The sequence below is a fragment of the Micromonospora sp. NBC_01739 genome, from assembly GCF_035920385.1.
In the GTDB taxonomy this organism is placed as follows: Bacteria; Actinomycetota; Actinomycetes; order Mycobacteriales; family Micromonosporaceae; genus Micromonospora.
Map to the genome: position 1 here is coordinate 5359873 of NZ_CP109151.1, position 25907 is coordinate 5385779.

At 71.8% G+C, this 25907-nt stretch carries 23 protein-coding genes; 16 read left to right on the forward strand and 7 right to left on the reverse strand.

All coding sequences use genetic code 11. The features are described from left to right. The first annotated feature begins 29 nt into the window (after positions 1–29). The 3 genes from OIE53_RS24280 to OIE53_RS24290 are packed head-to-tail and all read left to right on the forward strand — an operon-like array spanning position 30 to position 2882. Positions 30–1193, forward strand: a complete 1164-nt coding sequence (locus tag OIE53_RS24280; RefSeq protein ID WP_327023794.1) for an acyl-CoA dehydrogenase family protein — start codon at positions 30–32, stop codon at positions 1191–1193. A gap of 37 nt (positions 1194–1230) precedes the next feature. After that, a complete protein-coding gene (locus OIE53_RS24285; RefSeq protein ID WP_327023795.1) occupies positions 1231–2280 on the forward strand; it encodes a type III polyketide synthase in 1050 nt (349 codons plus the stop codon). A gap of 26 nt (positions 2281–2306) precedes the next feature. Next, positions 2307–2882 (forward strand): hypothetical protein, encoded by a 576-nt coding sequence (locus OIE53_RS24290; protein ID WP_327023797.1) that lies wholly within the window; start codon positions 2307–2309, stop codon positions 2880–2882. 10 nt (positions 2883–2892) lie between these two features. Here the strand turns inward: OIE53_RS24290 and OIE53_RS24295 are convergent, their stop codons facing one another. After that, positions 2893–3567 carry a hypothetical protein gene (locus OIE53_RS24295; protein ID WP_327023798.1) on the reverse strand — a complete coding sequence of 225 codons (675 nt, stop codon included), beginning with the start codon at positions 3565–3567 and terminating at the stop codon, positions 2893–2895. A 489-nt stretch (positions 3568–4056) separates the two neighbouring features. Here OIE53_RS24295 and OIE53_RS24300 point away from each other — a divergent pair, with 489 nt between their 5' ends. The 4 genes from OIE53_RS24300 to OIE53_RS24315 are packed head-to-tail and all read left to right on the forward strand — an operon-like array spanning position 4057 to position 7002. Then, positions 4057–4542 carry a CarD family transcriptional regulator gene (locus OIE53_RS24300; protein WP_007073334.1) on the forward strand — a complete coding sequence of 162 codons (486 nt, stop codon included), beginning with the start codon at positions 4057–4059 and terminating at the stop codon, positions 4540–4542. Between the two features lie 56 nt (positions 4543–4598). Then, the gene (ispD, locus tag OIE53_RS24305; protein WP_327023799.1) at positions 4599–5294 is read left to right on the forward strand and encodes a 2-C-methyl-D-erythritol 4-phosphate cytidylyltransferase; all 696 of its coding nucleotides are present in this window, start codon (positions 4599–4601) and stop codon (positions 5292–5294) included. A gap of 13 nt (positions 5295–5307) precedes the next feature. Next, positions 5308–5793 (forward strand): 2-C-methyl-D-erythritol 2,4-cyclodiphosphate synthase, encoded by a 486-nt coding sequence (ispF, locus tag OIE53_RS24310; RefSeq protein WP_327027388.1) that lies wholly within the window; start codon positions 5308–5310, stop codon positions 5791–5793. Positions 5794–5802: 9 nt separating this feature from the next. Then, the gene (locus tag OIE53_RS24315) at positions 5803–7002 is read left to right on the forward strand and encodes a tetratricopeptide repeat protein (RefSeq protein WP_327023800.1); all 1200 of its coding nucleotides are present in this window, start codon (positions 5803–5805) and stop codon (positions 7000–7002) included. 57 nt (positions 7003–7059) lie between these two features. On the opposite strand, the gene OIE53_RS24320 is transcribed toward OIE53_RS24315, so the two are convergent. Further along, complete coding sequence (locus tag OIE53_RS24320) at positions 7060–8223, reverse strand: homogentisate 1,2-dioxygenase (protein ID WP_327023801.1); 1164 nt, start codon at positions 8221–8223, stop codon at positions 7060–7062. Between the two features lie 84 nt (positions 8224–8307). Between OIE53_RS24320 and OIE53_RS24325 the strand changes: the two genes are divergently transcribed. The 4 genes from OIE53_RS24325 to OIE53_RS24340 all read left to right on the forward strand — a co-directional run bounded on the left by OIE53_RS24325 (position 8308) and on the right by OIE53_RS24340 (position 12139). Then, positions 8308–9174 (forward strand): hypothetical protein, encoded by an 867-nt coding sequence (locus OIE53_RS24325; RefSeq protein ID WP_327023802.1) that lies wholly within the window; start codon positions 8308–8310, stop codon positions 9172–9174. Continuing rightward, positions 9171–10379: a fumarylacetoacetase gene (gene fahA / locus OIE53_RS24330; RefSeq protein ID WP_327023803.1), complete on the forward strand. Its 1209-nt coding sequence runs from the start codon at positions 9171–9173 to the stop codon at positions 10377–10379. Before OIE53_RS24325 ends, fahA begins: the two co-directional genes overlap by 4 nt. Before the next feature lie 163 nt (positions 10380–10542). Next, positions 10543–10749 carry a DUF397 domain-containing protein gene (locus tag OIE53_RS24335; protein ID WP_327023804.1) on the forward strand — a complete coding sequence of 69 codons (207 nt, stop codon included), beginning with the start codon at positions 10543–10545 and terminating at the stop codon, positions 10747–10749. A 145-nt stretch (positions 10750–10894) separates the two neighbouring features. Continuing rightward, on the forward strand, positions 10895–12139 hold the full coding sequence (locus OIE53_RS24340; protein WP_327023805.1) for an outer membrane protein assembly factor BamB family protein: 1245 nt from the start codon (positions 10895–10897) through the stop codon (positions 12137–12139). 130 nt (positions 12140–12269) lie between these two features. Here the strand turns inward: OIE53_RS24340 and hisC are convergent, their stop codons facing one another. Genes hisC through hppD form a run of 4 tightly spaced genes read right to left on the reverse strand, consistent with a single transcriptional unit; the run spans position 12270 to position 16282 of the window. Continuing rightward, on the reverse strand, positions 12270–13370 hold the full coding sequence (gene hisC, locus OIE53_RS24345; protein WP_327023806.1) for a histidinol-phosphate transaminase: 1101 nt from the start codon (positions 13368–13370) through the stop codon (positions 12270–12272). Further along, the gene (locus OIE53_RS24350) at positions 13367–14284 is read right to left on the reverse strand and encodes an RDD family protein (protein WP_327023807.1); all 918 of its coding nucleotides are present in this window, start codon (positions 14282–14284) and stop codon (positions 13367–13369) included. The genes hisC and OIE53_RS24350 overlap by 4 nt, the downstream gene beginning before the upstream one ends. Positions 14285–14306: 22 nt before the next feature. Further along, positions 14307–15065: an RDD family protein gene (locus OIE53_RS24355; protein WP_327023808.1), complete on the reverse strand. Its 759-nt coding sequence runs from the start codon at positions 15063–15065 to the stop codon at positions 14307–14309. Positions 15066–15076: 11 nt separating this feature from the next. After that, positions 15077–16282, reverse strand: a complete 1206-nt coding sequence (gene hppD, locus OIE53_RS24360) for a 4-hydroxyphenylpyruvate dioxygenase (protein WP_327023809.1) — start codon at positions 16280–16282, stop codon at positions 15077–15079. A gap of 138 nt (positions 16283–16420) precedes the next feature. Between hppD and OIE53_RS24365 the strand changes: the two genes are divergently transcribed. After that, on the forward strand, positions 16421–16927 hold the full coding sequence (locus OIE53_RS24365; protein WP_327023810.1) for an Lrp/AsnC family transcriptional regulator: 507 nt from the start codon (positions 16421–16423) through the stop codon (positions 16925–16927). A 55-nt stretch (positions 16928–16982) separates the two neighbouring features. Here OIE53_RS24365 and OIE53_RS24370 read toward each other — a convergent pair whose 3' ends face one another. Next, complete coding sequence (locus OIE53_RS24370) at positions 16983–17969, reverse strand: ArsR/SmtB family transcription factor (RefSeq protein WP_327023811.1); 987 nt, start codon at positions 17967–17969, stop codon at positions 16983–16985. A 67-nt stretch (positions 17970–18036) separates the two neighbouring features. Here OIE53_RS24370 and OIE53_RS24375 point away from each other — a divergent pair, with 67 nt between their 5' ends. From OIE53_RS24375 to OIE53_RS24390, 4 genes are all read left to right on the forward strand, one after another. Beyond that, on the forward strand, positions 18037–19320 hold the full coding sequence (locus OIE53_RS24375) for an MFS transporter (protein WP_327023812.1): 1284 nt from the start codon (positions 18037–18039) through the stop codon (positions 19318–19320). 103 nt (positions 19321–19423) lie between these two features. Then, positions 19424–20878, forward strand: coding sequence for an outer membrane protein assembly factor BamB family protein (locus OIE53_RS24380; protein WP_327023813.1), 1455 nt, complete (start codon positions 19424–19426; stop codon positions 20876–20878). Between the two features lie 166 nt (positions 20879–21044). Further along, positions 21045–22706, forward strand: a complete 1662-nt coding sequence (locus OIE53_RS24385) for a fumarate hydratase (protein WP_327023814.1) — start codon at positions 21045–21047, stop codon at positions 22704–22706. A 198-nt stretch (positions 22707–22904) separates the two neighbouring features. Further along, the gene (locus tag OIE53_RS24390) at positions 22905–25886 is read left to right on the forward strand and encodes an AfsR/SARP family transcriptional regulator (protein WP_327023815.1); all 2982 of its coding nucleotides are present in this window, start codon (positions 22905–22907) and stop codon (positions 25884–25886) included. The last annotated feature ends 21 nt before the right edge of the window (positions 25887–25907 follow it).

Sequence of the window (25907 nt, forward strand, 5' to 3'; positions counted from 1 at the left end):
GGATCGTCGACCCGGTGTGGAGCGCCGGCATGGGTGACGGGGTGGCCGAGGCCCGGAGGTTGGCACCCCGGTTGGCGGCCAGGGCCGCCGGACACGACCGGGAGGGCTCCTTCCCGGCCGAGGACTTCGCCGATCTGCGTTCGGCCGGACTGTTCGGGCTGATGGTGCCCGAGGCTCTGGGGGGCTCCGGTGCCACCTTCGCCCAGTACGCGGCCGTCGCCACCGAGCTGGCCCGGGGCAACGGGGCCACCGCCCTGGTGTTCAACATGCACGCCTCCGTCACCGGGGCCCTGGGGGCGGTGACCGAGGAACTGGCCGAGGCTCTCGGCGTACCGCAGGAGGCACTTGCCGCCCGGAACCGGCTGCTGCGGGCGGCGGCCGAGGGGGCCTGGTACGCCGTGGCGATGAGCGAACGCGGGGCCGGGGCCCGGCTGTCGCAGCTCAGCACGGTGTACGAGGCGGTCGAGGGCGGCTGGCGGATCAAGGGCAGCAAGACCTTCTGCTCCGGCGCCGGGCACGCCGACGGCTACCTGGTGGCCGCCCGCAGCGCCACCGACCCCTCACTGGTCTCCCAGTTCCTGGTCCCGGCGGGCGAGGGCATCACCGTCGAGCCGACCTGGGACTCCCTGGGCATGCGGGCCACCGCCTCACACGACCTGCACCTGGACGTGACCGTCCCGACCGACCGGCTGCTCGGCGGGGTGGAGGGGCTGGCCCTGGTGGTGGCCCAGCTCATGCCGCACTGGCTGGTGGCCAGCTACGCCGCCGTCTATGCAGGGGTGGCCCGGGCCGCGGTGGAGGCGGCGGCCGAACACCTGAACGCCCGGGACCTGGCCGGCCTGCCGGCGGTACGCGCCCGCCTGGGCCGGGCGGACGCCGCCGTGGCGGCAGCCCAGTTGACGGTGGCCGAGGCGGCCCGGCGGGTCGACGAGGCGCCCGGTGACGCCGAGACCAACCGGTGGGTGTGGCGGGCCAAGCTGCTGGCCGGTACGACCGCCGCCGAGGTGGCCGCCGCCATGCTGGAGGCGGCCGGTACCTCCGCCACCCGACGTGGCCATCCTCTGGAGCGGCTCTACCGGGATGCCCGGTGCGGATCGCTGCATCCGGCCACCTCGGACGTCTGCGCGGACTGGCTGGGGGTCGCCGCTCTCGGCGGTGACCCGGACCGTGCGGGATCGGCCCCTCGTTGGTGAGGGTGGAAGTCGTCCGGAGCAGGGGGAGGGAGCAGCCGTGTCGGTACCGGTGATCGCGGGCCTGGGCACGGCTTCGCCGCCCTCGGCCCACCAGGACGAGTTGTGGGAGCGGTTCTTCTCCCGGCACTACTCCGGCACCACCCGTGCCCTGGCCCAGCGGATCTTCGCGAACTCCGGGGTGGAGCGGCGCCAAGCCGCCGTCAACCCCCTGATCGAGGATGTCTCCGACTGGCCGACCGAGCGGCGGATGCGCCGCTACCAGGTGGAGGCGTTGCCGCTGGGCAAGGAGGCGGTGGGTAGGGCGCTGACCTCGGCGGGGCTGGCCGCCGGTGACATCGGGCTGTTCGTCGTCTGTTCCTGCACCGGGTACGCCACCCCGGGGTTGGACATCCTGCTGGCCCGGGATCTGGGCATGGCCCCGTCGACCCAGCGGATGTTCGTCGGCCATATGGGCTGCTACGCGGCGCTGCCCGGGCTGGGAGCGGCGAGTGACTTCGTGACCGCCCGGGGGCGGCCGGCGCTGCTGCTCTGCACCGAACTGACCAGCCTGCACCTGCAACCGTCGTCGGCCCGGGTGGACACCCAGCAGATCGTCTCGCACGCCCTCTTCTCGGACGCGGCCGTCGCCGCGGTGCTGGTGCCCGGGGGCCGGGGGTACGCCGTGCGCGCGGTCACCTCGGTCACCGACTCCTCCACCGCCGACCACATGACCTGGGACGTGACCGACACCGGGTTCCGGATGGGGCTGTCCCCCAAGGTGCCGCAGGTGCTGTCGACCCATGTCCGGGGCTTGGTGGATGAGCTGTTGGCCGGGCACGGCTCCACCCTGTCCGAGGTGGACGGCTGGGCGGTGCATCCGGGTGGGCCCCGGATCCTGACCGTGGTGGAGCGGGAGCTGGCCCTGGCCCCGACCGCCTTGGCCGCTTCCCGGCAGACCCTGGCGGAGAACGGCAACTGCTCGTCCCCCACGGTGCTGCTGATTCTCGACCGGCTGTTGCGGTCCGCCCCGTCGCCGCGTCGGGTGGTGATGCTGGCCTTCGGACCCGGATTGACCCTTTACGCGGCGCTGTTGGAGCAGCACGCCTGAGGCGCTCCGAGGGCTACCCTTCAGGGGTGGACGTCGATTCCCTCTATCGCCTGCGGGGGGCCCTGCTCACCGGGGTGGGGGTCATCGCGCTGGTTGCCGGCGGCTGGTGGTGGCGGGGGGAAGCCCCGGCGGGGTCCGAGGCCTCGACGGCTCCCCCGCTGGCCGCTGACTGGCAGGAGTCGGCCGCCTCCGCGCGCTACGACATGGCACCGGCCGGCAGCAGGGTGATGGTGGACCCGCGTACCGGGCGGGTGGTGGGGTACGCCACCGAGAGCTCGGGGGATCGTGGGATGGCCCGGGAGGGGGGCCGTGGGGCGGTGGTGTGGACCGATCGCGCGTCGCTCAGCGCGGGCAGCGCCCTGGTCCGGGAGGCCCGGCTGACCCGCGGCGAGCGAAATCTGCTGATCTTCAGCTGCACCGGTCCGGGTGAACTGCTGGTCACCGTCATCGGCGCCCGGGCGGCCGACCCCCTGACGGTGGGCTGCGACGGCACGGTGATCACCACGGAGATGACCGGCACCGGCGCCCCGGTGACGGTCTCCTTCTCCACCGCCGGTGCGGCCTCGCTGATGCTGTTGGCCCGCCTGATCGACCCCTCCTGAGGGGTACGGCTCAGCCCGCCAGGGTGGCCAGTTCATGCTGGTAGTCGGTGACCGAGCCGACCTCGCTGACCACCAGGGCGATCCGGCCGGTGCGGTCGGCCAGCAGGGCGGTCACCGTGTCAGGGCGGGCCGGCAGGTGCAGGAAGGCCCGCAATCCGCCGGCCGGGTCACCGAGAGCGCGTACCTGGGTGCCGGCCGGTGCCGCTGGTGGGCTCTGCGCGCCGACCGTGACCACGGTGACCCCGACCGGGGCCGCCGCGACCGCCTCGATGACCCGGTGCGGGCAGGCACACCCGTCCACCAGCAGCACCAGCGCCGGCAACAGCCCGCGCAGCGGCACCGGCGACTGCCCGGCGTCGACGAGATCCAAGGCGGGCAGGGCCCGGCCGATGAACTGCGCGGGCGCGGGGTCCGGCCCGGCCGCGGCCGGCTCGGGAGTGCCCCGCCCGGCCCGCGGCCAGGTGACGGTCACCAGCCCGGCGACCGCGGCGATCACCGCCACCAGCAGCAGCACCACCGGTAGGGCGGAGGGTGGCCACCGGCGGGGGCGGTTGGCCATCCGCAGCTCGCGGCGGAGCTGTTCGGCCTCCTCGGCCAAGGCGGAGGCATCATCCGGTACGACCACCCGGCCCCACTCCGGCGGGAGGTCGGGCAGCCCGGGACCATCGGCGTCAGGCTTGCCCATGACGACCCCCTGGTGCTCACGGGTGCGCGGACAGTGGCCTCTCCAGCGTCCCGCACTGGGCCCGGTCTCGCTACCGCTGCCCACACTCGGGTACGGCGAGATATCATGGGGTGGATGCGTAGCCCTTGATCTCCTGGCACTCGATCTCCGAGACCTCGGTCAGGGATCTCGTGGCTCGGGATCTTGATCACCGAGTTACTTGATCTTTGACGTGGGCCTAATCGTGGCATGGGGGTATTGGTCCACCGAAAATTGATCATTACTTGGTCGATCATTGACGGCTGCGCTGGTGATCACGGCGTTTTCGTCGTCCATGTCGGGGGGTCATCTCCAGATTACAGAGCGTGTTTGAATCATCGACTCGGTCATCTGTCAAGCCGAAGAAATACCTCTCACACGGCCCCTGAGCTGCGCCAACGGTCAGGACAGCGGTGAGACATCGGTGCCTGAGCGTGTTACCCTAGACACAGCGAAAGGGGTTTCGAACCTATGGTTTTCAGTGTCGGCGAGACCGTTGTTTACCCCCACCACGGGGCCGCACTCATCGAGGCAATCGAGACTCGGGTCATCAAGGGCGAGCCCAAGCAGTACCTCGTCCTGAGGGTCGCGCAGGGTGACCTGACGGTCCGGGTGCCTGCCGAGAACGCCGAGATCGTGGGTGTGCGCGAGGTGGTCGGCGAAGAGGGTCTTGGCAAGGTCTTCGACGTTCTCCGGGCTCCGCACACCGAGGAGCCGACCAACTGGTCGCGACGTTACAAGGCGAATCTGGAGAAGCTGGCCTCCGGCAACCCGCTGAAGGTGGCCGAGGTCGTCCGCGACCTGTGGCGCCGGGAGCGGGAGCGGGGCCTTTCCGCAGGTGAGAAGCGCATGCTCGCCAAGGCCCGCGACATTCTCGTCGGCGAGGTGGCGTTGGCCGAGAAGAGCACCAAGGACGAGGCGGAGACGCTGCTCGACAAGGTGCTGACCGAGGCCTAGTCCGCACAGCATCGTCGTACCCACTTCGTAGCGAAGAAACCATCGAGGACCGCGACGTGACCGCGCAGCTGAATCCGCGCGGTGACGTCGCGGTCCTCGTGCCTGCGGCCGGTGCCGGGGTACGCCTCGGCCCGGGCCGACCCAAGGCACTGCGGCTGCTGGCCGGGGAGCCGCTGCTGGTGCACGCGGTCCGCCGACTGGCAGCCGCTTCCTCGGTGCACACCATCGTGGTGGCCGCCCCGATCGCGGAGGTCGCGGCCGTGGGTGACCTGCTGGCCCCGATCGCCCCGGTGACGGTGGTGCCCGGCGGGGCCGAACGGCAGGAGTCCGTGGCCGCCGCCCTGGCCGCCGTACCGGCCGGACCGGACATCATCCTGGTGCACGACGCGGCCCGGGCGCTGATCCCGCCCGCCCTGGTGGAGTCGGTGGCCGCTGCGGTGCGCTCGGGGCACGAGGCGGTGATCCCGGTCCTGCCGGTGGTCGACACGATCAAGGAGGTCGACCCGGGGGAACTGGTACTCGGCACGGTCGACCGTCGGGCCCTGCGGGCGGTGCAGACCCCCCAGGGCTTCCGCCGCTCCGTGCTGACCGCCGCCCACGCCGCCGCCGGTGACGCGTTGACGGATGACGCCGGGCTGGTGGAGAAGCAGGGGGTGCCGGTGTTCTGCGTTCCCGGGTCGGACCTCGCTCTGAAGATCACTCGACCCTTCGACCTGGCCCTGGCCGAGCACCTGCTGGCTACCGGGCTCTGACGCGTACCCTCGAATCATGATCGTTCCTAGGGTGGCCATCGGCACGGACGTGCACGCCTTCGCCGCCGGCCGACCCTGTTGGGTGGCCGGCCTGCACTGGCCGGACCAGGACGGTCTGGCCGGGCACTCCGACGCCGATGTGGTCGCGCACGCCGCCTGCAACGCCCTGCTCTCCGCCGCCGGGCTGGGCGATCTCGGCGCCAACTTCGGGGTGGACCAGCCGGAGTGGGCCGGGGCCAGCGGAGTACGTCTGCTGGTCGAGTCCGCCCGCCGGGTCCGCGCCGCCGGCTTCACCATCGGCAACGTGTCCGTGCAGGTCGTGGGGGTACGACCCAAGATCGGCCCCCGTCGGCAGGAGGCCGAGCGGGTGCTGTCGGAGGCGGTGGGCGCCCCGGTCACCCTCTCCGCGGCCACCACCGACGGGCTGGGCTTCACCGGCCGTGGCGAGGGACTCGCCGGCATCGCGGTGGCCTTGGTGTACGCCCAACCGACCGCCTAGGCTCGCGCGATGTCCGCCGACGTTCCCGCCGACCCGCCCACCGCCGACGGCTACCTGCAACGCGCCACCCTCCTCGCCGAGCTGGGCCGCTACGACGAGGCCGTCGACGAACTCGGTTTCGCGCTGGCCCTGGATCCCGCACACCCGCCGACCCTGGCCATGCTCGCCCGGGTGCACCTGGCCGCCGAACGGCCCCTTGAGGCGCTGGCCGCCGCCGAGTCCGCCGTCGCCGCAGCCCCCGGACAGATCCCCCCGCTGGTGCTGCGTGGTCTGGCCCTCGGTGATCTGGAACGGTACGGCGAGGCCGCGCGTACCGCCGACGAGATCCTGGCCCTGGGCCCGCAGGACGCGTACGCCCAACGCAGCGGGGCGGCGATCCTGGCCGGCTCCCGCAACGGCCAGCCGGCGTTGAACGCCGCCTGGCACGCCGTGGAGTTGGCACCGCAGGAGCCGCAGGGGCATCTGGTGCTCGGTCTGGTGGCGGCGAACATGCGGATGTTCGATCTGGCCGAGCGGGCCTACCGGGAGGCGTTGCGGCTGGACCCGAGGCTGGCCGAGGTGGGCGAGGAGGTCGGGGTACTGCGGTTGGAGCAGCGCCGGTGGACCACCACCCTGGAGCGGCTGGCCGAGGCGGCCGTGCCGATCCTGCCGCCGACCGAACCCCGCCCGGCCGAGGGTCCCCGCCCGGAGCAGACTCCGGGTGATCCGGGCAACCCCGACGACCAGGCGCTCCCGCCCACCGGCCCGGGCGGGCAGCCGGGCTGGTCGACGGAGGAGCCGACCAGGTCGGGTGGCCCGGTGGCGGCCGGACGGGCCGACACGGGTCCGTTCGCCGCGCGTCGCCCGGTACCGGCGGCGCTGCGGCAGTTGGTGCTCTGGGGGACCGGCTGGTCGATCGTCGCCGCCCTGGTGATCGCCTGCTCGGCCGGCACCGGTTCCGGGTTCTCCCGGCTCATGGCTCTGCTGGCCGCCATCGGTGGGGCGATCGTGATCCGGCGGCACACCTCCCGGTTGCCCGGTCTGACCCGGACCGTGTTGCCCGTCCTGCGGCGAACCGACCGTCCGTTGGCCCTGGCCGTGTACGCGGCCCCGGCTGGCCCCGCGTTGATCCTGCTCTACGCCCTGATCGGTACGCCCTGGCCGCTGGTGTTGGCCATCGGCATCGCCACGGTCGCCCAGTTGGCGATCGTCACCCGCCCGGTCGCCTGAAGCCCCGCTACCGGGGCGGGCAGCGGGGCTTCAGAGGGTTGACAAGGGGCCCTCCGGTCAGCGGCGGGACCAGGTCCAGGCGTACGCGTCGTCCTCGCAGTCCGCTGCCGCGTCGCACAGGTCCAGCGGGCGGAAGGTGTCGACCATGACGGCCAACTCGTCGAAGAAGTCGACCCCGATCGAGCGTTCCGCCGCCCCGGGCTGGGGGCCGTGGGTGAAGCCGGAGGGGTGCAGGGAGATCGAACCCTGTTCGATGCCGGAACCGCGCCGCGCCTCGTAGTTGCCGCCGGTGTAGAAGAGCATCTCGTCGGAGTCGACATTGTGGTGGTGGTACGGCACCGGGATGGCGTCCGGGTGGTAGTCGACCTTGCGGGGCACGAACGAGCAGATCACGAAGTTCGGGCCCTGGAAGGTCTGGTGCACCGGTGGCGGCTGGTGGATCCGGCCGGTGATCGGCTCGAAGTCGTGGATGGAGAAGGCCCACGGGTACAGGTGACCGTCCCAGCCGACCACGTCGAAGGGGTGGTTGGCGTAGACGTGACGGGTCCAGCCACGACGGTGGCGGACCAGCACCTCCACGTCGGTCTCCTCGACCAGCAGCGGCGCGTCCGGCCCCCGGACGTCCCGCTCGCAGTACGGGGAGTGCTCCAGGAACTGGCCGCGTACGGACAGGTAGCGCTTGGGTGGGCCGATGTGCCCGGAGGCCTCGACGGCCAGTAGCCGGGTGGGGGTGTCGCCGGTGGGCACCAGTCGGTGCACCGTCGAGGTGGGGATGACCACATAGTCCCCGGCCACCGCGTCCAGTACGCCGAAGGTCGACTCGACCCGCAGGTTGCCCGACTCGACGTACAGGCAGTGGTCGCCGGTGGCGTCACGGAACAGCGGGGAGGGCTGGTCGGCCAGCACGTAGGCGATTCGTACGTCGTCGTTGGCGAGCAGGTAACGCCGGCCCAGGATCGGGTCGGCCCCGGCGCCGTCGAGTTTGTGGGTGCGCAGGTGCCGGGGCTTGAGCGGCAGGTTGGGCACCCGGGTCACGGCGGGCGGGGTGAACTCCTCCGCGGCGACGATCGCGGTGGGGGCGTACCGGTGGTAGAGCAGGGAGGAGTCGGAGGAAAAGCCCTCCTGGCCCATCAGCTCCTCGGTGTAGAGGCTGCCGTCGGGCTGCCGGAACTGGGTGTGGCGTTTGCGTGGCAGTTCGCCGACGCTGCGGTAGTACGGCATGTCGCCTCCCGGTCACCAGCTTGGTGCGTCCGATTATCGGACGCTGTTGTCCGCTCCTTGTAGCGTCCCGTACATTCTTGTCTCGTGTCAACGCAGCTGCCCGCACTCGTCGCCGGTCTGGTCGACGATGCCGCCGTCTTCCCGCCGGGCAGCGCCGCGCTGCCCGACGCCGTGACCGCCCACCGAGGCCATCGCTCCGCCTGGTACGCCGACCTCGTCGGCCCGCTGCTGCTGCCCGCGTCGAAGGTGGTGGCGGGCGAGCTGGACGGTCTGATCGACCCGGCCGAGGGCTTCGTGATCGGGCTGATCGGCGACACCGGCCTCGACCGGCTGCCCTTTGCGCTGTCGTTCCCGCCTCCGCTCGGGGTGACCGTCCGACAACTGGAGGCGCCGGTCGCCAAGCGCGGCGAGGACCCGCAGCCCGGTCTGGGCGAGCTGATCACGCTTACCGAGCGGTTGGACGGCGTGGCCGCTTTCGCGGAGATCCCGTTGACCTTCGGGCTGATGTCCGCCCTGGACACCCTGGCCGAAGCGAGATCCCGTGGCCTGCCGGTGGCGGCCAAGTTCCGTACCGGAGGGCTGGCCGCCGAGCTGTTCCCGAGCCCGGCCGAGCTGGCCGCGGTCATCTGCGCCTGTCGGGACCGGGAGGTGCCGTTCAAGCTGACCGCCGGGCTGCACCACGCGGTGCGCCACCTCGACCAGGAAACCGGCATCACCCACCACGGCTTCGCCAACGTGCTCGCCGCGACCCTGGCCGCCACCGAGGGCGCCGGGGTGGAGGCGGTGACCGAACTGCTCACCGTCCGCGACGAGCGACCCCTGGTGCAGCAGCTCGACGGCCGGCACGACCTGGGGCGTCCGCTGTGGGTGGGCTTCGGCTCGTGCAGCATCGTGGAACCACTTACCGATCTGATCCGGCTGGGGCTGGTGAACGGGGGATATCAGGCATGACCGCGCAACAGAGCTGGGTGCCCGGGGCGCAGGAGTCCGGCTTCGGGATCCACCACCTGCCGTACGGGGTGTTCCGGGTCGGCGAGGGGCAGCCGCGCATCGGCGTACGCATCGCCGACCTGGTGCTGGACCTGACCGCCGCAGAGGAGGCCGGCCTGGTGCTGGCCGGTGGGGCGCTGGGCCAGCCCACCCTGAACACCTTCCTGGCGCTGGGCCGCCCACAGTGGACCGCGGTCCGCCAGCGGATCACCGAACTGCTCACCGACCCGGCCCACCGCCAGGCCGTGGAGCCGCTGCTGGTGCCGCTGGACCAGGTGCGGATGGAGCTGCCCATCGAGGTCGCCGACTATGTGGACTTCTACTCCTCCGAGCAGCACGCCTCCAACGTCGGGCAGATCTTCCGGCCCGGCCAGCCGGCCCTGCTGCCCAACTGGAAGCACCTGCCGATCGGCTACCACGGCCGCGCCGGCACCGTCGTGGTCTCCGGCACCCCGGTGGTACGCCCGCAGGGTCAGCGGCCGAGCAAGGAGGGGCCGGTCTTCGGCCCGTCCGCCCGGCTGGACATCGAGGCCGAGGTCGGGTTCGTGGTCGGGGTACCCAGTCCGCTCGGCTCCCGGGTGGCTGCGGCCGACTTCGCCGAGCACGTCTTCGGGGTGGTGCTGGTCAACGACTGGTCGGCCCGGGACATCCAGGCGTGGGAGTACCAGCCCCTGGGCCCCTTCCTGGGCAAGTCCTTCGCCACCTCCATCGCCGCCTGGGTGACCCCCCTGGAAGCGCTGGGGCACGCCCAGGTCGCCGCCCCGCCGCAGGATCCTGCGGTCCTGGACTACCTGCGCGACGAGCCGCATCTAGGACTGGACCTGCGGATGACCGTGCACTGGAACGGCGAGCAGGTCAGCCGGCCGCCGTTCGCCCAGATGTACTGGACTCCGGCCCAGCAGTTGGCCCACCTGACCGTCAACGGCGCCTCCCTGCGTACCGGTGACCTCTACGCCTCCGGCACCGTCTCCGGTGATCGGCGGGACCAGGTCGGCTCGTTCCTGGAGCTGACCTGGGGCGGGGCCGAGCCGGTGACCGTCGGGGGAGAGGAGCGCACCTTCCTGCTGGACGGGGACACCGTGACCATCACCGCCACCGCCCCCGGCCCGGAGGGCACCACCATCACCCTGGCCGAGGTCACCGGCACGATCGCGGCAGCCGGCTGACTTCATCCCGACAGCCAGCCCCTTGTCGCACCGGCTGTGCGATCAAGGTCGGGGGCCCGTCTCGTTGATCGCCTCGGAATTCGTCGCCACGCGGCACCCGGCCGACCGGAACCCGGTCGGCCGGGTAGCGGGCGGCATGTCGAAGCCGAGGGAGATGACGACGATGCACGATCTCGTGGGTGCGGTGTGGCGGACCAGCAGCCGCTCCAATGACCAGGGCCTCTGTGTGGAGGTGGCCGACAACCTGGCCCGCCACGGCGTGGTGGGGGTACGCGACTCCAAGGACCAGGGCGGGCCGTTGCTGGTGGTCAGCACCCGGGTCTGGCGCGCCTTCGTCGGTGCGGTCCGCGAGGGCGACCTGGCCCGCTGAGGACCCCAGGGTCTCCGGGGCGGCAGCCCTGCCCCGGGGCCCGCACCGCGTGATCTTCTCGCGCCGACCACCCCGCAGCGGGGCCTGACCGCAGCTCCGGGGTCGTTCCGACCGGTGGGTAGGGTGCCGGGCGGGGAGGTACGGCATGGGGTGGACGAGCAGTCGGCGGCGGATCGTGGCCGCGGTGGCGGCGACCGGGGTGGCCGGGACGCTGGCGCTCGTGGGATACCGGGTCCTGGCCCCGGCCGAGGTCAGCACCCCGGCCCGGGTCGACTATCCCGCCCTGAGCCGTCCGGAACCGCGGGTGGTGGGTCGGCTGCCGGTCGCCCCGTTGATCGTCGACGGTCGACTGCGGGTGTACGCGGCCGAGCGTCAGGTCTATGCCGATCAGCCGGCCGACGGGCGGCACCGCAGCACCCCCTACTGGTCGTACCGGCGTTGGCCGGCGACCCTGGACGCGGTGGTGGCCAGCGGCACTACCGTGGTCAGCCGATGGTCCGACGGTGACCTGGTGGCCCTGGACGCGCGTACCGGGGGGGTCGCCTGGCGCGCGCAGGGGCCGGAACCGGAGGGCAAGCGCAGCACCCGACGCACCGGGAGCGAGGTCGTCTGGCAGCCGCCGGGTCTCTCCGTGATCAGGACGGCCGAGGGCCGGGAGGCGGTGGTCAGCTCCGGGGCGGGCGAGGTGCGGGCCGTGGACCTGGCCGACGGGGGCCAACTGTGGCGGGCCGAGGTGGGGCGTGGTTGCCGGGAACCGATCGGCGGCAGCACCAGCGGCCAACTGCTCAGCCTGGACCGCTGCGCCGGACCGACCGTGGTCGAGTTCCGGGATGCGGGGACCGGGGTGGTGGCCGCCCGGTGGCGTCCCCCGGAGGCCGGCGAGGAGCTGACCGCGAACCTGATCGGCTGCCTTCCGACCGGCTGCGCCGGGTTGCGTACCGCCGGTCCGGGTGACGGGGCGGCCCGGGGCTGGCTGCTCGGCTCCGGGGAGCCGGTGGCCGCTGCGGCGCTGGACGGCACGGAGGTAGAACTGCTCGACCGGATGGCCGTGACCCTGGCGGAGGGTGTGGTGGTGGGCCGGGCGGTCCGCGACGGCACCGAACTCTGGCGGACCCCGGTGGGGCCGGGGCGGTTGATCGCGGTCCAGCCCGGCCGGGTGCATCTGGTGACCGAGGAGAATGAGCTGGTCACCCTGGAGCCGGCCACCGGCCGTCAGCTGTCCCGGTTCGTGCTGAATGTGGGCGCCGACGGCACCGGATGGGTGCCGGGCCGGGCGTACGCGGTCGACGGATACCTGGCGGTGGAGCGGCTGCGGTCCCCGGTCGACCCGGAGGCCGACGATCACGGCTACTACTTCACCTCTGAGCCGTTGATCCTGGCGGCGACCTAGCCCGAATCAGCGGTAAATCGGACAAAAGCCGCGTAAGCTGTCTTTCATGGGCTTCCGGGCCGGTCCGCAGGGGGATGGCGGACCGGCCCGGCTCAGCTCCACGCCCCGGTGAGTTGGGGCCGAATTTCTGTCAGGCCAGCGCCGACTCGGCGGCGGCCAGGAAGGCGTCGTTCTCGGCCGGGGTGCCGATGGTGACCCGGACCCCGTCGCCCGGGAAGGGCCGGACGATCACGCCCCGGGCCTCGCACGCCTTGCCGAACTCCAGCGCCCGCTCGCCCAGCGGCAGCCAGACGAAGTTCGCCTGGCTGGCCGGCACCTCCGGGATCAGCTTGCGCAGCGCCTCGGTGACCCGCTCCCGCTCGGCCACCACCAGGGCGCACCGCCGCTGCATCTCGTCGGCCTGAGCCAGGGCGGCCAGCGCTCCGGCCTGGGCCGCCATGCTGCTGGAGAAGGGGGTGACGACCTTGCGTACCGCCGCCGCCACCTGCGGCTGGGCGACCAGGAAACCGATCCGCAGACCGGCCAGCCCCCAGGCCTTGGACAGGGTGCGCAGCACGGCCACGTTGGGCCGGTCGGCGTAGTCCAGCCCGTCGGGCACCTCCGGGTCGGTGACGAACTCCCGGTACGCCTCGTCGATGACCACCAGCACGTCGTCCGGCACGGCGTCCAGGAAGCGATCCAGCTCCGCCCGACCCAGGGCGGTGCCGGTCGGGTTGTTGGGGTTGCAGACCAGGATCATGCGGGTCTGGTCGGTCACCGCCGCGGCCATCGCCGCCAGGTCGTGCCCGTGCCCGGCGTCGTTGGGCACCTTCACGCTGGTCGCGCCGCTGGTCGCCGCGATGATGGGGTACGCCTCGAAGGACCGCCAGGCGTAGATCAGCTCGTCACCGGGCAGGCAGGTGGCCCGTACCAGGTGCTCGGCCAGCGCCACCGAACCGCAGCCGGTGGCGATCCGGTCGGGGTCCACCCCGTACCGGTCGGCCAGGGTCTGACGCAGCGCCACCACTCCCATGTCCGGGTAGCGGTGCACCCCGGCGGCGGCCTCGGCGACCGCCTCCACCACTCCGGGCAGCGGGCCGTACGGCACCTCGTTGCTGGCCAGCTTGATCGCCTCCGGCAGACCAAGCTCCCGAGCCAGGTCGGCCGGGCTGCGGCCGGGCACGTAGTTGGGCAGCGCGTCCAGGTCGGCGCGGGTCAGCCGCACTGTCGGCTGGCGTCCGGTGTCGGTCATGAGGCATCTCCGGGTGGGTTGGTGCGATCAGCGGGGGTACGGGGAACCTTGACCACCACGGTCTGCGCCCGCTTGTCGTGCAGCGCCTGCCGCAGTGGGTGGTCGAAGAGTGGGGAGAGGGCGTCGAACAACTGGAGCAGCAGACCGAGCCCGCAGCAGTACCAGAGCAGGGTGGGCAGACCCAGGGTGTTCCACCGCCGCAGCGCGCGGGCGAAGCCCAGCGGGGCGTCCGCCTCGACCGGTACCGCCCGGATGCCCACCAGCCGCTTGCCGAAGCTCTGCCCGCTGGCCGCCATCGACGGCACCTCGTACGCCAGCCAGAGCATCGTGGCGATCAACAGGATCACCACGATCAACGAGCCGGTCTGGTCGCCCGCCTGCGGCAGGGGTTCGGTGTTGCGTTCCGGGTTCTGCAGCCGTCGCCCGAACTCGTTGAGCGGTGCCGAGATCTCGTCCAGCAGACGTGCCACGAACCAGCCGTTGACCAGCACGTTGAGCAGGAACACGATGCCGAAGTCGATGAGCCGGGCACCCAGGCGGGCACCGAAGGAGGCCAGCGGCATACCGTGCGGCCGGGGCTCCGGGGGGCGTCCGGGCCAGGTCGGGTACGGCCAGCCGGGGGGTGGCCCGTGCCGAGGGTCACCGATCGGTGGCGCCTGCTGCCAGCCAGCGGGTGGGGGATATCCCGGAGGTGGGCCGCCGACCGGTGTGCCGGGCGGGGTGGCCGGTGTGCCGGGCGGGGTGGTCGACGTCACCGGCTCGGGTTCCGGTGTCGGTTCGGGCTCGGGCGGGGGCGGGCCCTCGGGTGGGGTGGCATCGACCGGGATGGGCGCGCCGATCCAGCCCTCGCCGTCCCAGTATCTGCGGGTTTGCGGGTCGGCGGGGTCGACGTACCAGCCGGGTGCCACGCTCACGGCGCGGCCTTGCTGTGCTCGGTCACCTGGCCACCTTAACGACGACGGTCCCGGCGAACTTGTCGTGGAGGCACTGCTGCCAGGGCTTGTCCCACAGTTGCCAGAGGCCGTCGACGTAGCTGCCGCCCGGCACCAACGACCCGCCCACGAACTCCACGAGGTACCGCTTCCCGGCCATCCGCCGATCAAGGGTTTGGGTCGGATCGAGCGGAACCACCCGTAGTTTCATCACCCTCTTGCCGAAGGTCTGCCCGGTCCGCTTCATGTACTCGACGTGGTACAGCCAGTAGAACCCGAACATCACCACGAACAGTGCGCCCTGGAGGAGCAGCATCGGCAGCATGATCTCCGTGATGAGGTCGCTGGGGTCCGCCAGGGTGCCGTCCGGGTTGGTCTCCGGAGTCGCGGAGAGGATCCGGAACATGATGGTCAGGAACAACGGCATAAACAACAGCAGCAGGGCGACGGTGGTCATCGCGGTGTCGATCAGGTATGCCAGCAGCCGGTCACCGAAGCTGGCCAGCGGCTGACCGCCCGGCCCCAACACCGGCGGCGGTGGCCCGGCCGCCCACTTCGGCGGAGGCTGACCCGGGGACCAGCCCTGCGGCGGGCCGCCGGGGACGCCCGGTGGGGGCGGCGAGCCTGCCCAACCTGCGGGAGGCGGGGCGTACTGCGGCGGGGGGCCGGTGGGCGGCGGGGTGCCACCGGCGGCGGGCGGCGGCCCACCGATCGGTGAGCCGCCACCGGCCGGCGACGTCGGGTGCGGCGAAGGCTGATTCACCCTTGAGATTGTTACAGGTTTCCGCGCTTCTCCTGCTCACGCTCGATTGCCTCAAAGAGGGCCTTGAAGTTGCCCTTGCCGAAGCCGAGGGAGCCGTGCCGCTCGATGAGCTCGAAGAAGACCGTCGGGCGGTCCTGCACCGGCTTGGTGAAGATCTGGAGCAGGTAACCGTCCTCGTCCCGGTCCACCAGGATCTTGCGGGCCTTCAGCTCCTCGATCGGCACCCGGACCTCGCCGATGCGGGCCCGCAGCTCCGGGTCGTCGTAGTACGAGTCCGGGGTGTCCAGGAAGTCGACACCGGCGGCCCGCATCGCGTCGACACTGGCCAGGATGTCGTTGGTGGCCACGGCGATGTGCTGGGCGCCGGGGCCCTGGTAGAACTCCAGGTACTCGTCGATCTGCGACTTCTTGCGGGCGATGGCCGGCTCGTTGAGCGGGAACTTCACCTTGCGGGTGCCGTTGGCGACGACCTTGCTCATCAGCGCCGAGTAGTCCGTGGCGATGTCGTCACCGATGAACTCGGCCATGTTGCTGAAGCCCATGACCCGCTTGTAGAACTCGACCCACTCGTCCATCTTGCCGAGTTCCACGTTGCCGACGATGTGGTCGACGGCCTGGAAGAAGCGCTTCGGCTGGAGGCCGGCGTCGATCATCGGCTGCCGGTTGACGATCGGGCCCCGGGCCACGAAGCCGGGCAGGAAGGGGCCGGTGTAGCGGGACCGGTCGACCAGGGTGTGCCGGGTGTCGCCGTACGCGGCGATGGCGGCCATCCGGACGGTGCCGTGCTCGTCGCTGACGTCGTGCGGCTCCAGCAGACCGGCCGCACCCTGCGCGGTGGCGTGCGCGTACGCGGCGTCCACGTCCGGCACCTCCAGCGCGATGTCGCTGACCCCGTCGCTGTGCTTCGCGACGTGGTCGGCGCCGTCGGCGTCCGGGCGTACCGCCCCGGTCAGCACGAACCGGGCCGAACCGCTGGTCAGCACGTACTGGGCGTGGTCGCGGTAGCCCTGCTCCGGACCCCGGTACGCGACACAGGTCATGCCGAAGGCGGTGGAGTAGTAGTGCGCGGCCTGCTTGGCGTTGCCGACCAGGAAGTGCACGTGGTCCAGACCCTTGACCGGGAAGGGGTCCTTGGTGATGTCGTGGTTGACGGCGCCGACTAGGGCATCGACGTCGACGTCCTCGGTCGACTGGGGTCGGTCGATCGCCTGGGTCATGGTGGCCTCCCTTGCGTACCGGCCGGCCGGATCGGCCGACGCTGTGCTCGTTCCCCGGACTATCACGGTGAGGCCGCTCACTGGGCAACTGTCAGTCACACGGCTGGTCAGGTTGCACAACAAGTAGGGTGGGAAGCCGTGAACCCTGGACAGGATGTACAGCTCGATGCCCTGGACGTGAGCCTGATCGAGTTGCTCGCCGCGGAACCCCGGATCGGGGTACTGGAGTGCTCCCGCCGGTTGGGGGTGGCCCGGGGCACCGTCCAGGCTCGACTGGACAAGCTGGTCGACCGGGGGGTGATCGGCGGCTTCGGACCGGAGGTGTCGCCGGCCGCGATCGGGTTCACGGTGACCAGCTTCGTCACCCTGGAGATCAGTCAACGGCACGGACACGACCCGGTGGCCAACCACCTGGCCGGGATTCCCGAGGTGCTGGAGGCGCACACCATCACCGGCTCCAGCGACCTGCTCTGCCGGATCGTGGCCCGCTCCAACACCGACCTGCAACGGGTGATCGACCAGATCGTCGCGTACGAGGGCATCCGCCGGGCCTCCACGATCATCGCCCTCGCCGAACAGATCCCCTACCGGGTCCTCCCCCTGGTCCGCTCCGCCCTCCGGGGGGAAGGAAGGGCCCCTTATTAACGCCTCCGGTAGAGCAGGGGCCCCTTGTTAACGCGGATCCTCGGCCGAACGCGGATCAGTCGGCGGCGAGAGCGTCGCCGAGTGGGGTACGCCGATAGCGCACCGCCCGACCGGCGCGGATCCGGCTGACCAGCCCGGCCTCCCGCAACACCGTGAGGTGGTCGCCGACGCCGCCGAGACTGAGCCCGAGCTGGGCGACGAGTTGGCTGGTGGTGGCGGGCAGGGCGAGCGCCCGCAGCACGGCCGCCCGGGACCGGCCCACCAGTCGATCCAACGCGTCGTCCGGCCGGGTCGGGTCGGGCGGACCCAGCAACTCGGCCACGCCGGTGGCCCGGTAGACGATCGCGTACGGCCAGGGCTGCTCGACGTAGGTGATCAGGGTGCCGAAGACGGTCGGCACGAACAGCAGCCCTCGCCCGGCCAGCGAGTGGGTCTCCGGGTCGTCGCCGCTGATCTCGATGACCCCGACCTCACCGGGGATCCAGCGCAGTCGGGGGTCCAGGTCCGCGATGGCCGCGCCCCAGCCGTAGGCGAGCAGGCGGCCCGCCCGCCGCACCAGATCACGTTCCAGGATGGCGCGCAGCCGCGGCCAGTCCGGCTCGACCAGCGCCTGCCAGGCCGCCTCGATGGCGTCCGCGATCAGGTCGACCACCTTCGGCGAGGCGTAGATCTGGCGGGCGTACGCCGGTGGGGTGGCCCGGGGGCCGGCCAGGTTGCGGGCCAACTCGTCGCGGGCCTGGGCCAGCGGGGTGGCCCGGACCGCGGCCAGTTCCCCGTGGAAGTCCCGGGCCGAGCCGTCCGGCGGAGGCTGGATGAAGTCGGCGTTGTAGCCACCCCGATGCAGCAAGGCCAGCAGGGCGCCGACCGCCGGTACCTCCCGGCGCAGCCGGTCGTAGGCGGGTCTGGTCCGGGTCACCCACGGCCCCAGACCGTCGGTGGACCGTTGACCGGCGTGCAGCCGCAGGGCGGACACCGTCTCGCCCAGCGGGGAGATGGCGTACCGACTCGCCGCCAGGTCGGCGGGGGTGACCTCGATCCGCACGGCTCCACCTTTCGCTCTCAAGCGAAAGGATAGAGCGGACCGGGGCTTTCGGACCAGGCTGGCGGCCGTGAGTGACACGAGTACCCCGACCCTGGACCGGCCGGCGACCTTCGGCGACGTCTTCGCCGTGGCCGAGTTCCGGGTGATCTTCGGCAGCTTCGGGATCTTCATGATCGGCGAGACCGTGAAGATGCTCGCGCTGTCCGTGCTGGTCTACGAGCGCACCGGCTCGGGGCTGCTGGCCGCCCTGGCGTACGTGACCGGGTTTCTGCCGCACGCCCTCGGTGGGGTGTTCCTGCTGGCGTGGGCGGACCGGATGCCGGCCCGTGCCCTGATCGTCGGGTACGACCTGCTGCGGCTGGTGATGGTCGCGGTGCTCGCCACCGGGATGCTCTCCCCGCCGGTGATGCTCACCCTGGTAGCCGTGGTGGCCCTGTTCGGCCCGGTGAGCAGTGCCGCCCGCACCGCCCTGCTGCCGGAGGTGCTGCACGGCGACGCGTACGTGCTCGGGCGGTCCCTGCTGTCGGTGGCCGCCGGGGGTACCCAGGTCGCCGGGTTCGCCGTCGGTGGGCTGCTGCTGGGGCTGGTAGGTCCCTACGGCGCGCTCTGGCTGACCGCCCTGACCTGTGGCCTCTCCGCCCTGCTGGTGCGCCTGGGCCTGGCCGCCCGCCCCGCCCGGATCCGCCGCACCCCCGAAGCTGATCGGGCGGCCGAGGGTGCTGATCGGGCGGCCGAGGGCACGTGGCGGAGCAGGGGCGGTGCGGTCCGGGAGACCCTGCGGGTCAACCGGGAACTGCTGGCCGATCGCCGCATCCGGGGACTGTTGCTGGCCCAGTGGCTGCCCGGCTCGCTGCTGGTCGGGGCGGAAGGGGTGGCGGTGCCGTACGCGGCGGATCTGGGGCCGGGGGCCAGCGCCGGGGTACTGCTGATGGCCGGGGCGGGCGGGATGCTGGTCGGTGACCTGCTGGTGGGTCGGTTCGTGTCGCCGGCCGGCCGGGAACGGTTGACCCCCTGGCTTTCGCTGCTGCTCGGCGTACCGATGCTGGTGTTCGTGGCCCGACCGGGGCTGGTGCCGGCGGCGGCGCTGTTCGCGGTGGCCACCGCGGGCTTCGCCTACCAGTTGGGGCTGGCTCGGCGGTTCCTGGAGGCGGTGCCGGAGCTGCGTCGGGGGCAGGCCTTCGGGCTGGTCAGCACCGGGATGATGGCGATGCAGGGGCTGGCGGCGGCGGGCGCCGGCGGGCTGAGTGAGCTGCTGGCCCCGGGCATCGTGATGGCGGTGGCCGGGGCCGCCTCGATCGCCGCGACCCTGACCCTGTGGCCGGTGCTGAAGCCCGCCGCCAGGCAGTGTTAACAAGGGACCCTGCTACTACCGCAGGCGTTAATAAGGTGCCCTTCCTTTCCCGACACGCGGTGGGGTGCGGGCGGTGGGGGATGCGGGTGGCTACCGTGTTCCGGTGGCGAAGGGCAGTGGCCTCGGCGTGCGTGGCTGGCTGCTGCTTGCCCTGACCGCCGTCGTCGTGCTGGCCGCCACCGGAGTCTGGAACCCCTTCCCCGGCATGTGGGACTGGGTGAACCGACGGCAGCCGATCTCCGAGCCGGACGTGCTCTGGCAGCAGCGCATCGGGGGCACCCCGCGCAGCGTCACCATCGCCGGGCAGACCGTGGTGGTCGAGCAACGCACCCGGGTGGAGGCCCGCAGCCTGGCCAACGGCAGCCAACTCTGGGAGCGCAAGGCCGACTGGAGCGCGGTGGCCGGCAGCGGCGCCGAGGCCGTGGTGGCCGTCGGCCGCCTGCTGGTCAAGGGGTACGAGGTCCTCGACCCCGGCACCGGGGTCACCCGTCGGCGCGACAACGATGCCGTGGCCGTCTGGACCTACCGCAACCTGCTGCTGGACGCCCGCTGTGTGGAGGCCACCGACTGCACCCTCAGCGCCTGGGAACCCCGGGGGACCGCGCCGCTGTGGACGGCCTTCCTGCCCGGGGTCAGCAGCGGCCTGCTGGCCGACAATCCGAACCTGCTGGACAGCCGTCGACTCACCAGCGCCCGGATCCACGGGCAGGTGGCCGGCCCGGAGGCCGTACCGGCCCTGCTCGGGTTCCCGGTCGACGGGCGGGTGCACGTGGTGGACACCGCGACCGGCCGGGTGTTGCAGAACGTGGAGCCGGGACGCGACGAGCGGCTGGCGGTGATCGGTGGGCGGCTGCTGCGCATCGTGGCCCGTTCCCAGGACGGCAACTGCTACTTCACCATCTCCGGCCGGGACGCGGTCACCGGTCAGGAGATCTGGCAGCGCGCCGGGCTCAACCTGCGGACCGCGGACAGCGCCGGATGTGTGCAACGGGAGGACCCCTACGGCGCCCGTAACGTGCTGGTCGGGGTGGCCCCGGACGGTCGGGAGGCCGTCATCGACGGGTACGACGGGCGGCTGCTGCTGGCCACCGAGAACTCCGAACGGGTGCTCGCCGTGGACGACCGGTACGCGGTGGTGCGTACCGCCGGGCGGGACGGGCTCTCCGGCCGTGAACTCAGCTCCGGGCAGGTCCGGTGGAACCGCCCGGCCGGCGAGAAGGCCGGCGCGGCCCTGACCCCGTACGCGGCCGTGGTGACCGAGGAGAAACCGAACCGGCTGGTGGCCCTGGATCCGCGTACCGGCCGGGAACTTGTCGCGTTGCGGACCTCCGCCAACGCCCTGGCGGTCGGCCCGGCCGGCATGGTGATCGGGGAGGGCCGCGAGATCGGGTACATCCGATTCGGCACGACCACCGGTGACCCGGCAGGCGATGGGGGTCCGGCCCGCGACAGTGGTGGGAACGGACCCGGTCCGGCCGGCACCGGCGGGGTGCCCGGACCCCAGGGCAGCTGCGGGCCGAAGAACGAGTTGTGCACCGCCCCCGATTCCGGCAAGTGACCTGGCCGGTACGGAGAAAGGGCGAGCGTCACCATCACCGGCGGCGGGTAGGAGTGATCGAACCTTCTGCCCTAGGCTTTGCCGTCATGAGCGAGCGTCAGCGAGCGAGTCACGGGTGGGGTGCGGTGGTGTCCGACAGCGGCACGGAGCGCAGCGGAGTTCTGGCATGAGCACGGAGTTCTCGTACTCTCCGCTGCTGCCCACCGGGCCGGACCAGACGGAGTACCGCCTGATCACGGACGAGGGCGTCGACGTGGTCAACGGCCCGGGTGGCCGACGGTTCCTCACCGTGGACCCGGCCGCGTTGACGGCGCTGACCGCCGAGGCGATGCACGACATCGCCCACTTCCTGCGGCCGGCGCACCTGGCCCAGCTGCGGTCGATCATCGATGATCCGGCGGCCTCGCCGAACGACCGGTTCGTCGCCCTGGATCTGCTGCGCAACGCCAACATCGCCGCCGGCGGGGTGCTGCCGATGTGCCAGGACACCGGCACCGCGATCGTGATGGGCAAGCGGGGTCGGCATGTGCTCACCGACGGCAGCGACGCCGAGGCGATCTCGCGTGGGGTGTGGCAGGCGTACACCCGGCTGAACCTGCGCTACTCGCAGCTCGCCCCGCTGACCATGTGGGAGGAGCGCAACACCGGCAGCAACCTGCCCGCCCAGGTGGAGCTGTACGCCGAGGACCCGGACGGGTACCCGGACGCGTACAAGTTCCTGTTCATGGCGAAGGGGGGCGGCTCGGCCAACAAGTCGTACCTCTACCAGGAGACCAAGGCCCTGCTGAACCCGACCCGGATGATGCAGTTCCTGGAGGAGAAGCTGCGACTGATCGGCACCTCGGCCTGCCCGCCGTACCACCTGGCGGTGGTGATCGGCGGCACCAGCGCCGAGTACGCCCTGAAGACCGCCAAGTACGCCTCCGCCAAGTACCTGGACGCGCTGCCCACCTCCGGCTCGATGAGCGCGCACGGCTTCCGGGACCTGGAGCTGGAGGCGGAGGTGCTGGAGTTGACCCGCAACTTCGGCATCGGGGCGCAGTTCGGTGGGCGCTACTTCTGCCACGACGTACGGGTGGTGCGGCTGCCCCGACACGGTGCCTCCTGCCCGGTGGCGATCGCGGTGTCCTGCTCGGCGGACCGGCAGGCGGTTGCCAAGATCACCCCGTCGGGGGTGTGGCTGGAGCGACTCGAAACCGACCCGGCCCGCTACCTGCCGGAGGTCACCGAGGCGCAGTTGGACACCACCGAGGTGGTCCGGGTCGACCTGAACCGGCCGATGGACGAGATCCGCGCCGAGCTGTCGAAGTACCCGGTCAAGACCCGGCTGTCCCTGACCGGCCCGCTGGTGGTGGCCCGTGACATCGCTCACGCCAAGATCGCCGAGCGGTTGGACGCGGGCGAGTCGATGCCGCAGTACCTGCGCGACCACGCGGTCTACTACGCCGGCCCGGCCAAGACCCCGGAGGGCTACGCCTCCGGCTCCTTCGGCCCGACCACGGCCGGGCGGATGGACGCCTACGTGGAGAAGTTCCAGGCCGCCGGCGGGTCGATGGTGATGCTCGCCAAGGGCAACCGGTCCGCCCAGGTGACCCGCTCCTGCGAGCAGCACGGCGGCTTCTACCTGGGCTCCATCGGCGGCCCGGCGGCCCGGCTGGCCCAGGACTGCATCAAGCACGTCGAGGTCCTGGAGTACGCCGAGCTGGGCATGGAAGCGGTGTGGAAGATCGAGGTGGAGGACTTCCCGGCCTTCATCGTGGTCGACGACAAGGGCAACGACTTCTTCGCCGAGGTGACCAAGCCGGTGCTGACCATCGGCCGCCGCTGAGGGAGTGACATCGGTGCGCCCGCCTTTCCCAAGGCGGGCGCACCGCCCCCGTCGATCGCACCCCACGTGTGCGACCGGGAGTAAGTCTCCGACCAGCCGCTGTTGATCCACTCTCAGATCGCTATCAGGCCGATAGGAACTTCGGTGATCATCGGACTACCCTGCTGAGAGTTGCACCAGTCGCGAGCGGGGAAGTGGATGCGATTCCGGATCCTGGGTCCACTGTGTGTCGGTGAGGGCGATACCACCATCACCGCGCCTCGGGACCGGGTCGTACTCGCGGTCCTGCTGTTGCGCGCCAACCGGGTGGTCTCCGTGGACGATCTGGTCGATGCGATCTGGGAGGAGCACCCACCGGCCACCTCGCGGGCCCAGTTGCAGACCTGTGTGTCCCGGCTCCGTCAGCGGCTGGCCGACCTGGGTCTGTCGCCGGACACCATCGCCACCGATCCCGCCGGATACGCGATCCGGATCCGGCCCGGCGAACTGGACAGCGAGATCTTCGCCCGCCGGGTGGAGGCCGGTCGTGCCGCGCTGGCCTCGGGCTGGTTGATCGACGCGCGTCGGCAGTTCCGCTCCGCCCTGGAGCTGTGGCGTGGCCCGGCGCTGGCCGGCATTCCGCAGCGCAGCGTACGTCGGCGGGCCCAGGCGTTGGACGAGCAGCGCCTGGCGGTGCTGGAGGAGTGTGTGGAGGTCGAGCTGCGGCTGGGCCACGCGGGGGCGCTGCTCGACGAGCTGACCGAGCAGTTGGAGCAGCATCCGCTGCGGGAGCGCCTGCGGGGGCAGCTCATGCTGGCCCTGTCCACGGTCGGTCGGCAGGCCGACGCGCTGGCCCTGTACCGGGCGGGACGACGGTTGTACGCCGAGGAACTCGGCATCGAACCGGGGCCCGCCCTCCAGGAACTGCATCAGCGGGTGCTCGCCGGTGACCTGGCGGTGGCCGGTCCGGAACCGCGGTCCAACGTTCCGGTCCGGGCCCTGCCCCGGGCCATCACGGACTTCACCGGGCGGATGGAGACGGTCACCCGGTTGGTGAAGGAGATCGAGGAGGGGGAGGCCCGGATCCACCTCATCGACGGGATGGCCGGCAGCGGGAAGACCACCCTGGCCGTGCATGTCGCCACCCACCTGGCCGACCAGTACCCGGACGCCCAACTCTTCATCGACCTGCACGGGCACAGTGAACGGGCCCCCCTGACCCCCGGGGCGGCCCTGGCCACCCTGCTGCGGCAACTAGGGGTACCGACCGAGCGGATCCCGGTGGACCTGGACGACCGGCTGGCCATCTGGCGTACCGAACTGGCCGACCGACGGGCTCTGGTGCTGCTGGACAATGCGGCCAGCGCCGAGCAGGTTGCCCCCCTGCTGCCCAGCGGCGCCGGCTGTCTCACCCTGATCACCAGTCGGCGTCGGTTGGTCGGCCTGGACGAGGGGCGGCCCTCCTCGCTGCCGGTACTGGCCACCGACGAGGCGGTAGAGCTGCTCGGCCGGGTGGCCGGTGTGGAACGGGTGGCCGCCGAGCCGGAGGCGGCCGTCGAGGTGGTACGCCGCTGCGGTCACCTGCCCCTGGCGATCCGACTGGCCGGAGGCCGCCTGGTCCACCGTCCCCGGTGGCGCCTGGCCGACCTGGCCGACCGGCTGGCCGGCAGCCGGGACACCCTGGCCGAACTGGCCGTGGGTCAGCGTTCCGTCGCGGACGCCTTCGCCCTCTCCTATGTCCAGGCATCTCCCGCGGCGCAGCGCACCTTCCGGCTGCTCGGCCTGCATCCGGGGGTGCGGGTGGACACCGCCACGGCCGCCGCGATCGCCGGGGTGCCGCTGGCCGAGGTGCAGGACGCCCTGGACGAGCTGGTCGACGCCCACCTGATGGACGAGCCGGAGCCGGGCCGCTACCGGCTGCACGACCTGGTCCGGGAGTACGCCCGGACCCTGCTGTCCGATCCGGCCAACGCCAGTGAGCGCCATGCGGCGCTGGGGCGTCTGCTCGGGCACCACCTGCACGTCCTGGTGGCGATCGCCGCCCCGTACGAGATGCCCGGCAGCCGCCTCACCCTTCCTCGTGACCTGCCCGATCCGCCCTGTCCGGACGCGGTGGCCGTCTGCATCGACCGGGGCATGGCCTGGTTCGACGAGAACCGCTGCAACCTGGTGCCGCTGTCCACAATGGCGGCGGAGTCCTTTCCGCACCATGCCTGGCAACTGGCCCGGGCCAGTTGGCGGCTGCTCTACCTCGGCGGGCACCTCGACGAGTTGATCGAGATCCACAATGTCGGGCTGCGCGCGGCCGAGGCGCTCGGCAACGAGCAGGCCCAGGTCCTGATGCTTAACTACCTGGCCTCGGCGTACGTCCGGCGGGCACGCTTCGGCCAGGCCAACGCCTTGCTGCGCCGGGCGGTCGAGTTGTGTCGTCGGGCCGGTCCACCCCACCTGTTACGCAGACTGCTGGGCAACATCGCCATCGGCCTGTGCATCGTCGGTGAACCACGTCGAGGCATCGAGGCGTTCAACGAGGCAGCGGCGGCCATCGGGAACGAGCACCTGCCCGAACGAGGCGACCTGCTCAACAACCTCACCCACGCGACGTGCGCCCTGGGCCGCTACGACGAGGCGCTGCGGCTCTGCCGCCGGCACCTGCTCCTGGCGCGGGAGATCGCCGACCCTCGGCACCTGGCCACCGCCCTCGGGCATGTCGGCATCGTCCGGCACCGGATGGGCCATACCGGGCCGGCTACCCGGCTGCTACGGATGGCGTTGCTCCTGCACCGGCGGCTGCGTAACCGGTTCGACGAGGGGGAGGTGCTCAACGAGATCGGCATGATGGCCCGGGAGGCGGGTCGACCGGAGGAGGCCGCAGCCCTGCACCGGCAGGCGTACATCGCGATCAGCGACGGTGGGGACCTGATCGGTGAGTGCAGGTCACGCAACCTGCTGGCCCGGGCCCTGCTGGACCAGGGGGACGTGCGCAGCGCCCAGGACCTGTTCGGCCGGGTGCTGCTCGACGCCACGAAGATCAACCATCGGTACGAGCGGGCGCACGCGTTGGACGGCCTGGCGCGCTGCCTGCGGGACACCGACCCGGCCGGAGCCCGGTCCTACTGGTTCCGGGCGCTGTCCCTGCTGCGCGAGGTCGAGTCGCCCGACGCGGAGGAGATCGAGCGGCTGCTGGCCGAGCTGGCTTGAGTCCGGCTCCCGCGATCATCT

Bases quoted from the DNA above. Each gene is read 5' to 3' on its own strand.
- OIE53_RS24280 (WP_327023794.1), top strand. From the start codon at position 30: ATGGGTGACGGGGTGGCCGAGGCCCGGAGGTTGGCACCCCGGTTGGCG.
- OIE53_RS24295 (WP_327023798.1), bottom strand. From the start codon at position 3,567: ATGGGCAAGCCTGACGCCGATGGTCCCGGGCTGCCCGACCTCCCGCCG.
- OIE53_RS24300 (WP_007073334.1), top strand. From the start codon at position 4,057: ATGGTTTTCAGTGTCGGCGAGACCGTTGTTTACCCCCACCACGGGGCC.
- OIE53_RS24315 (WP_327023800.1), top strand. From the start codon at position 5,803: ATGTCCGCCGACGTTCCCGCCGACCCGCCCACCGCCGACGGCTACCTG.
- OIE53_RS24320 (WP_327023801.1), bottom strand. From the start codon at position 8,223: ATGCCGTACTACCGCAGCGTCGGCGAACTGCCACGCAAACGCCACACC.
- fahA (WP_327023803.1), top strand. From the start codon at position 9,171: ATGACCGCGCAACAGAGCTGGGTGCCCGGGGCGCAGGAGTCCGGCTTC.
- OIE53_RS24335 (WP_327023804.1), top strand. From the start codon at position 10,543: ATGCACGATCTCGTGGGTGCGGTGTGGCGGACCAGCAGCCGCTCCAAT.
- OIE53_RS24340 (WP_327023805.1), top strand. From the start codon at position 10,895: ATGGGGTGGACGAGCAGTCGGCGGCGGATCGTGGCCGCGGTGGCGGCG.
- hisC (WP_327023806.1), bottom strand. From the start codon at position 13,370: ATGACCGACACCGGACGCCAGCCGACAGTGCGGCTGACCCGCGCCGAC.
- hppD (WP_327023809.1), bottom strand. From the start codon at position 16,282: ATGACCCAGGCGATCGACCGACCCCAGTCGACCGAGGACGTCGACGTC.
- OIE53_RS24385 (WP_327023814.1), top strand. From the start codon at position 21,045: ATGAGCACGGAGTTCTCGTACTCTCCGCTGCTGCCCACCGGGCCGGAC.
- OIE53_RS24390 (WP_327023815.1), top strand. From the start codon at position 22,905: ATGCGATTCCGGATCCTGGGTCCACTGTGTGTCGGTGAGGGCGATACC.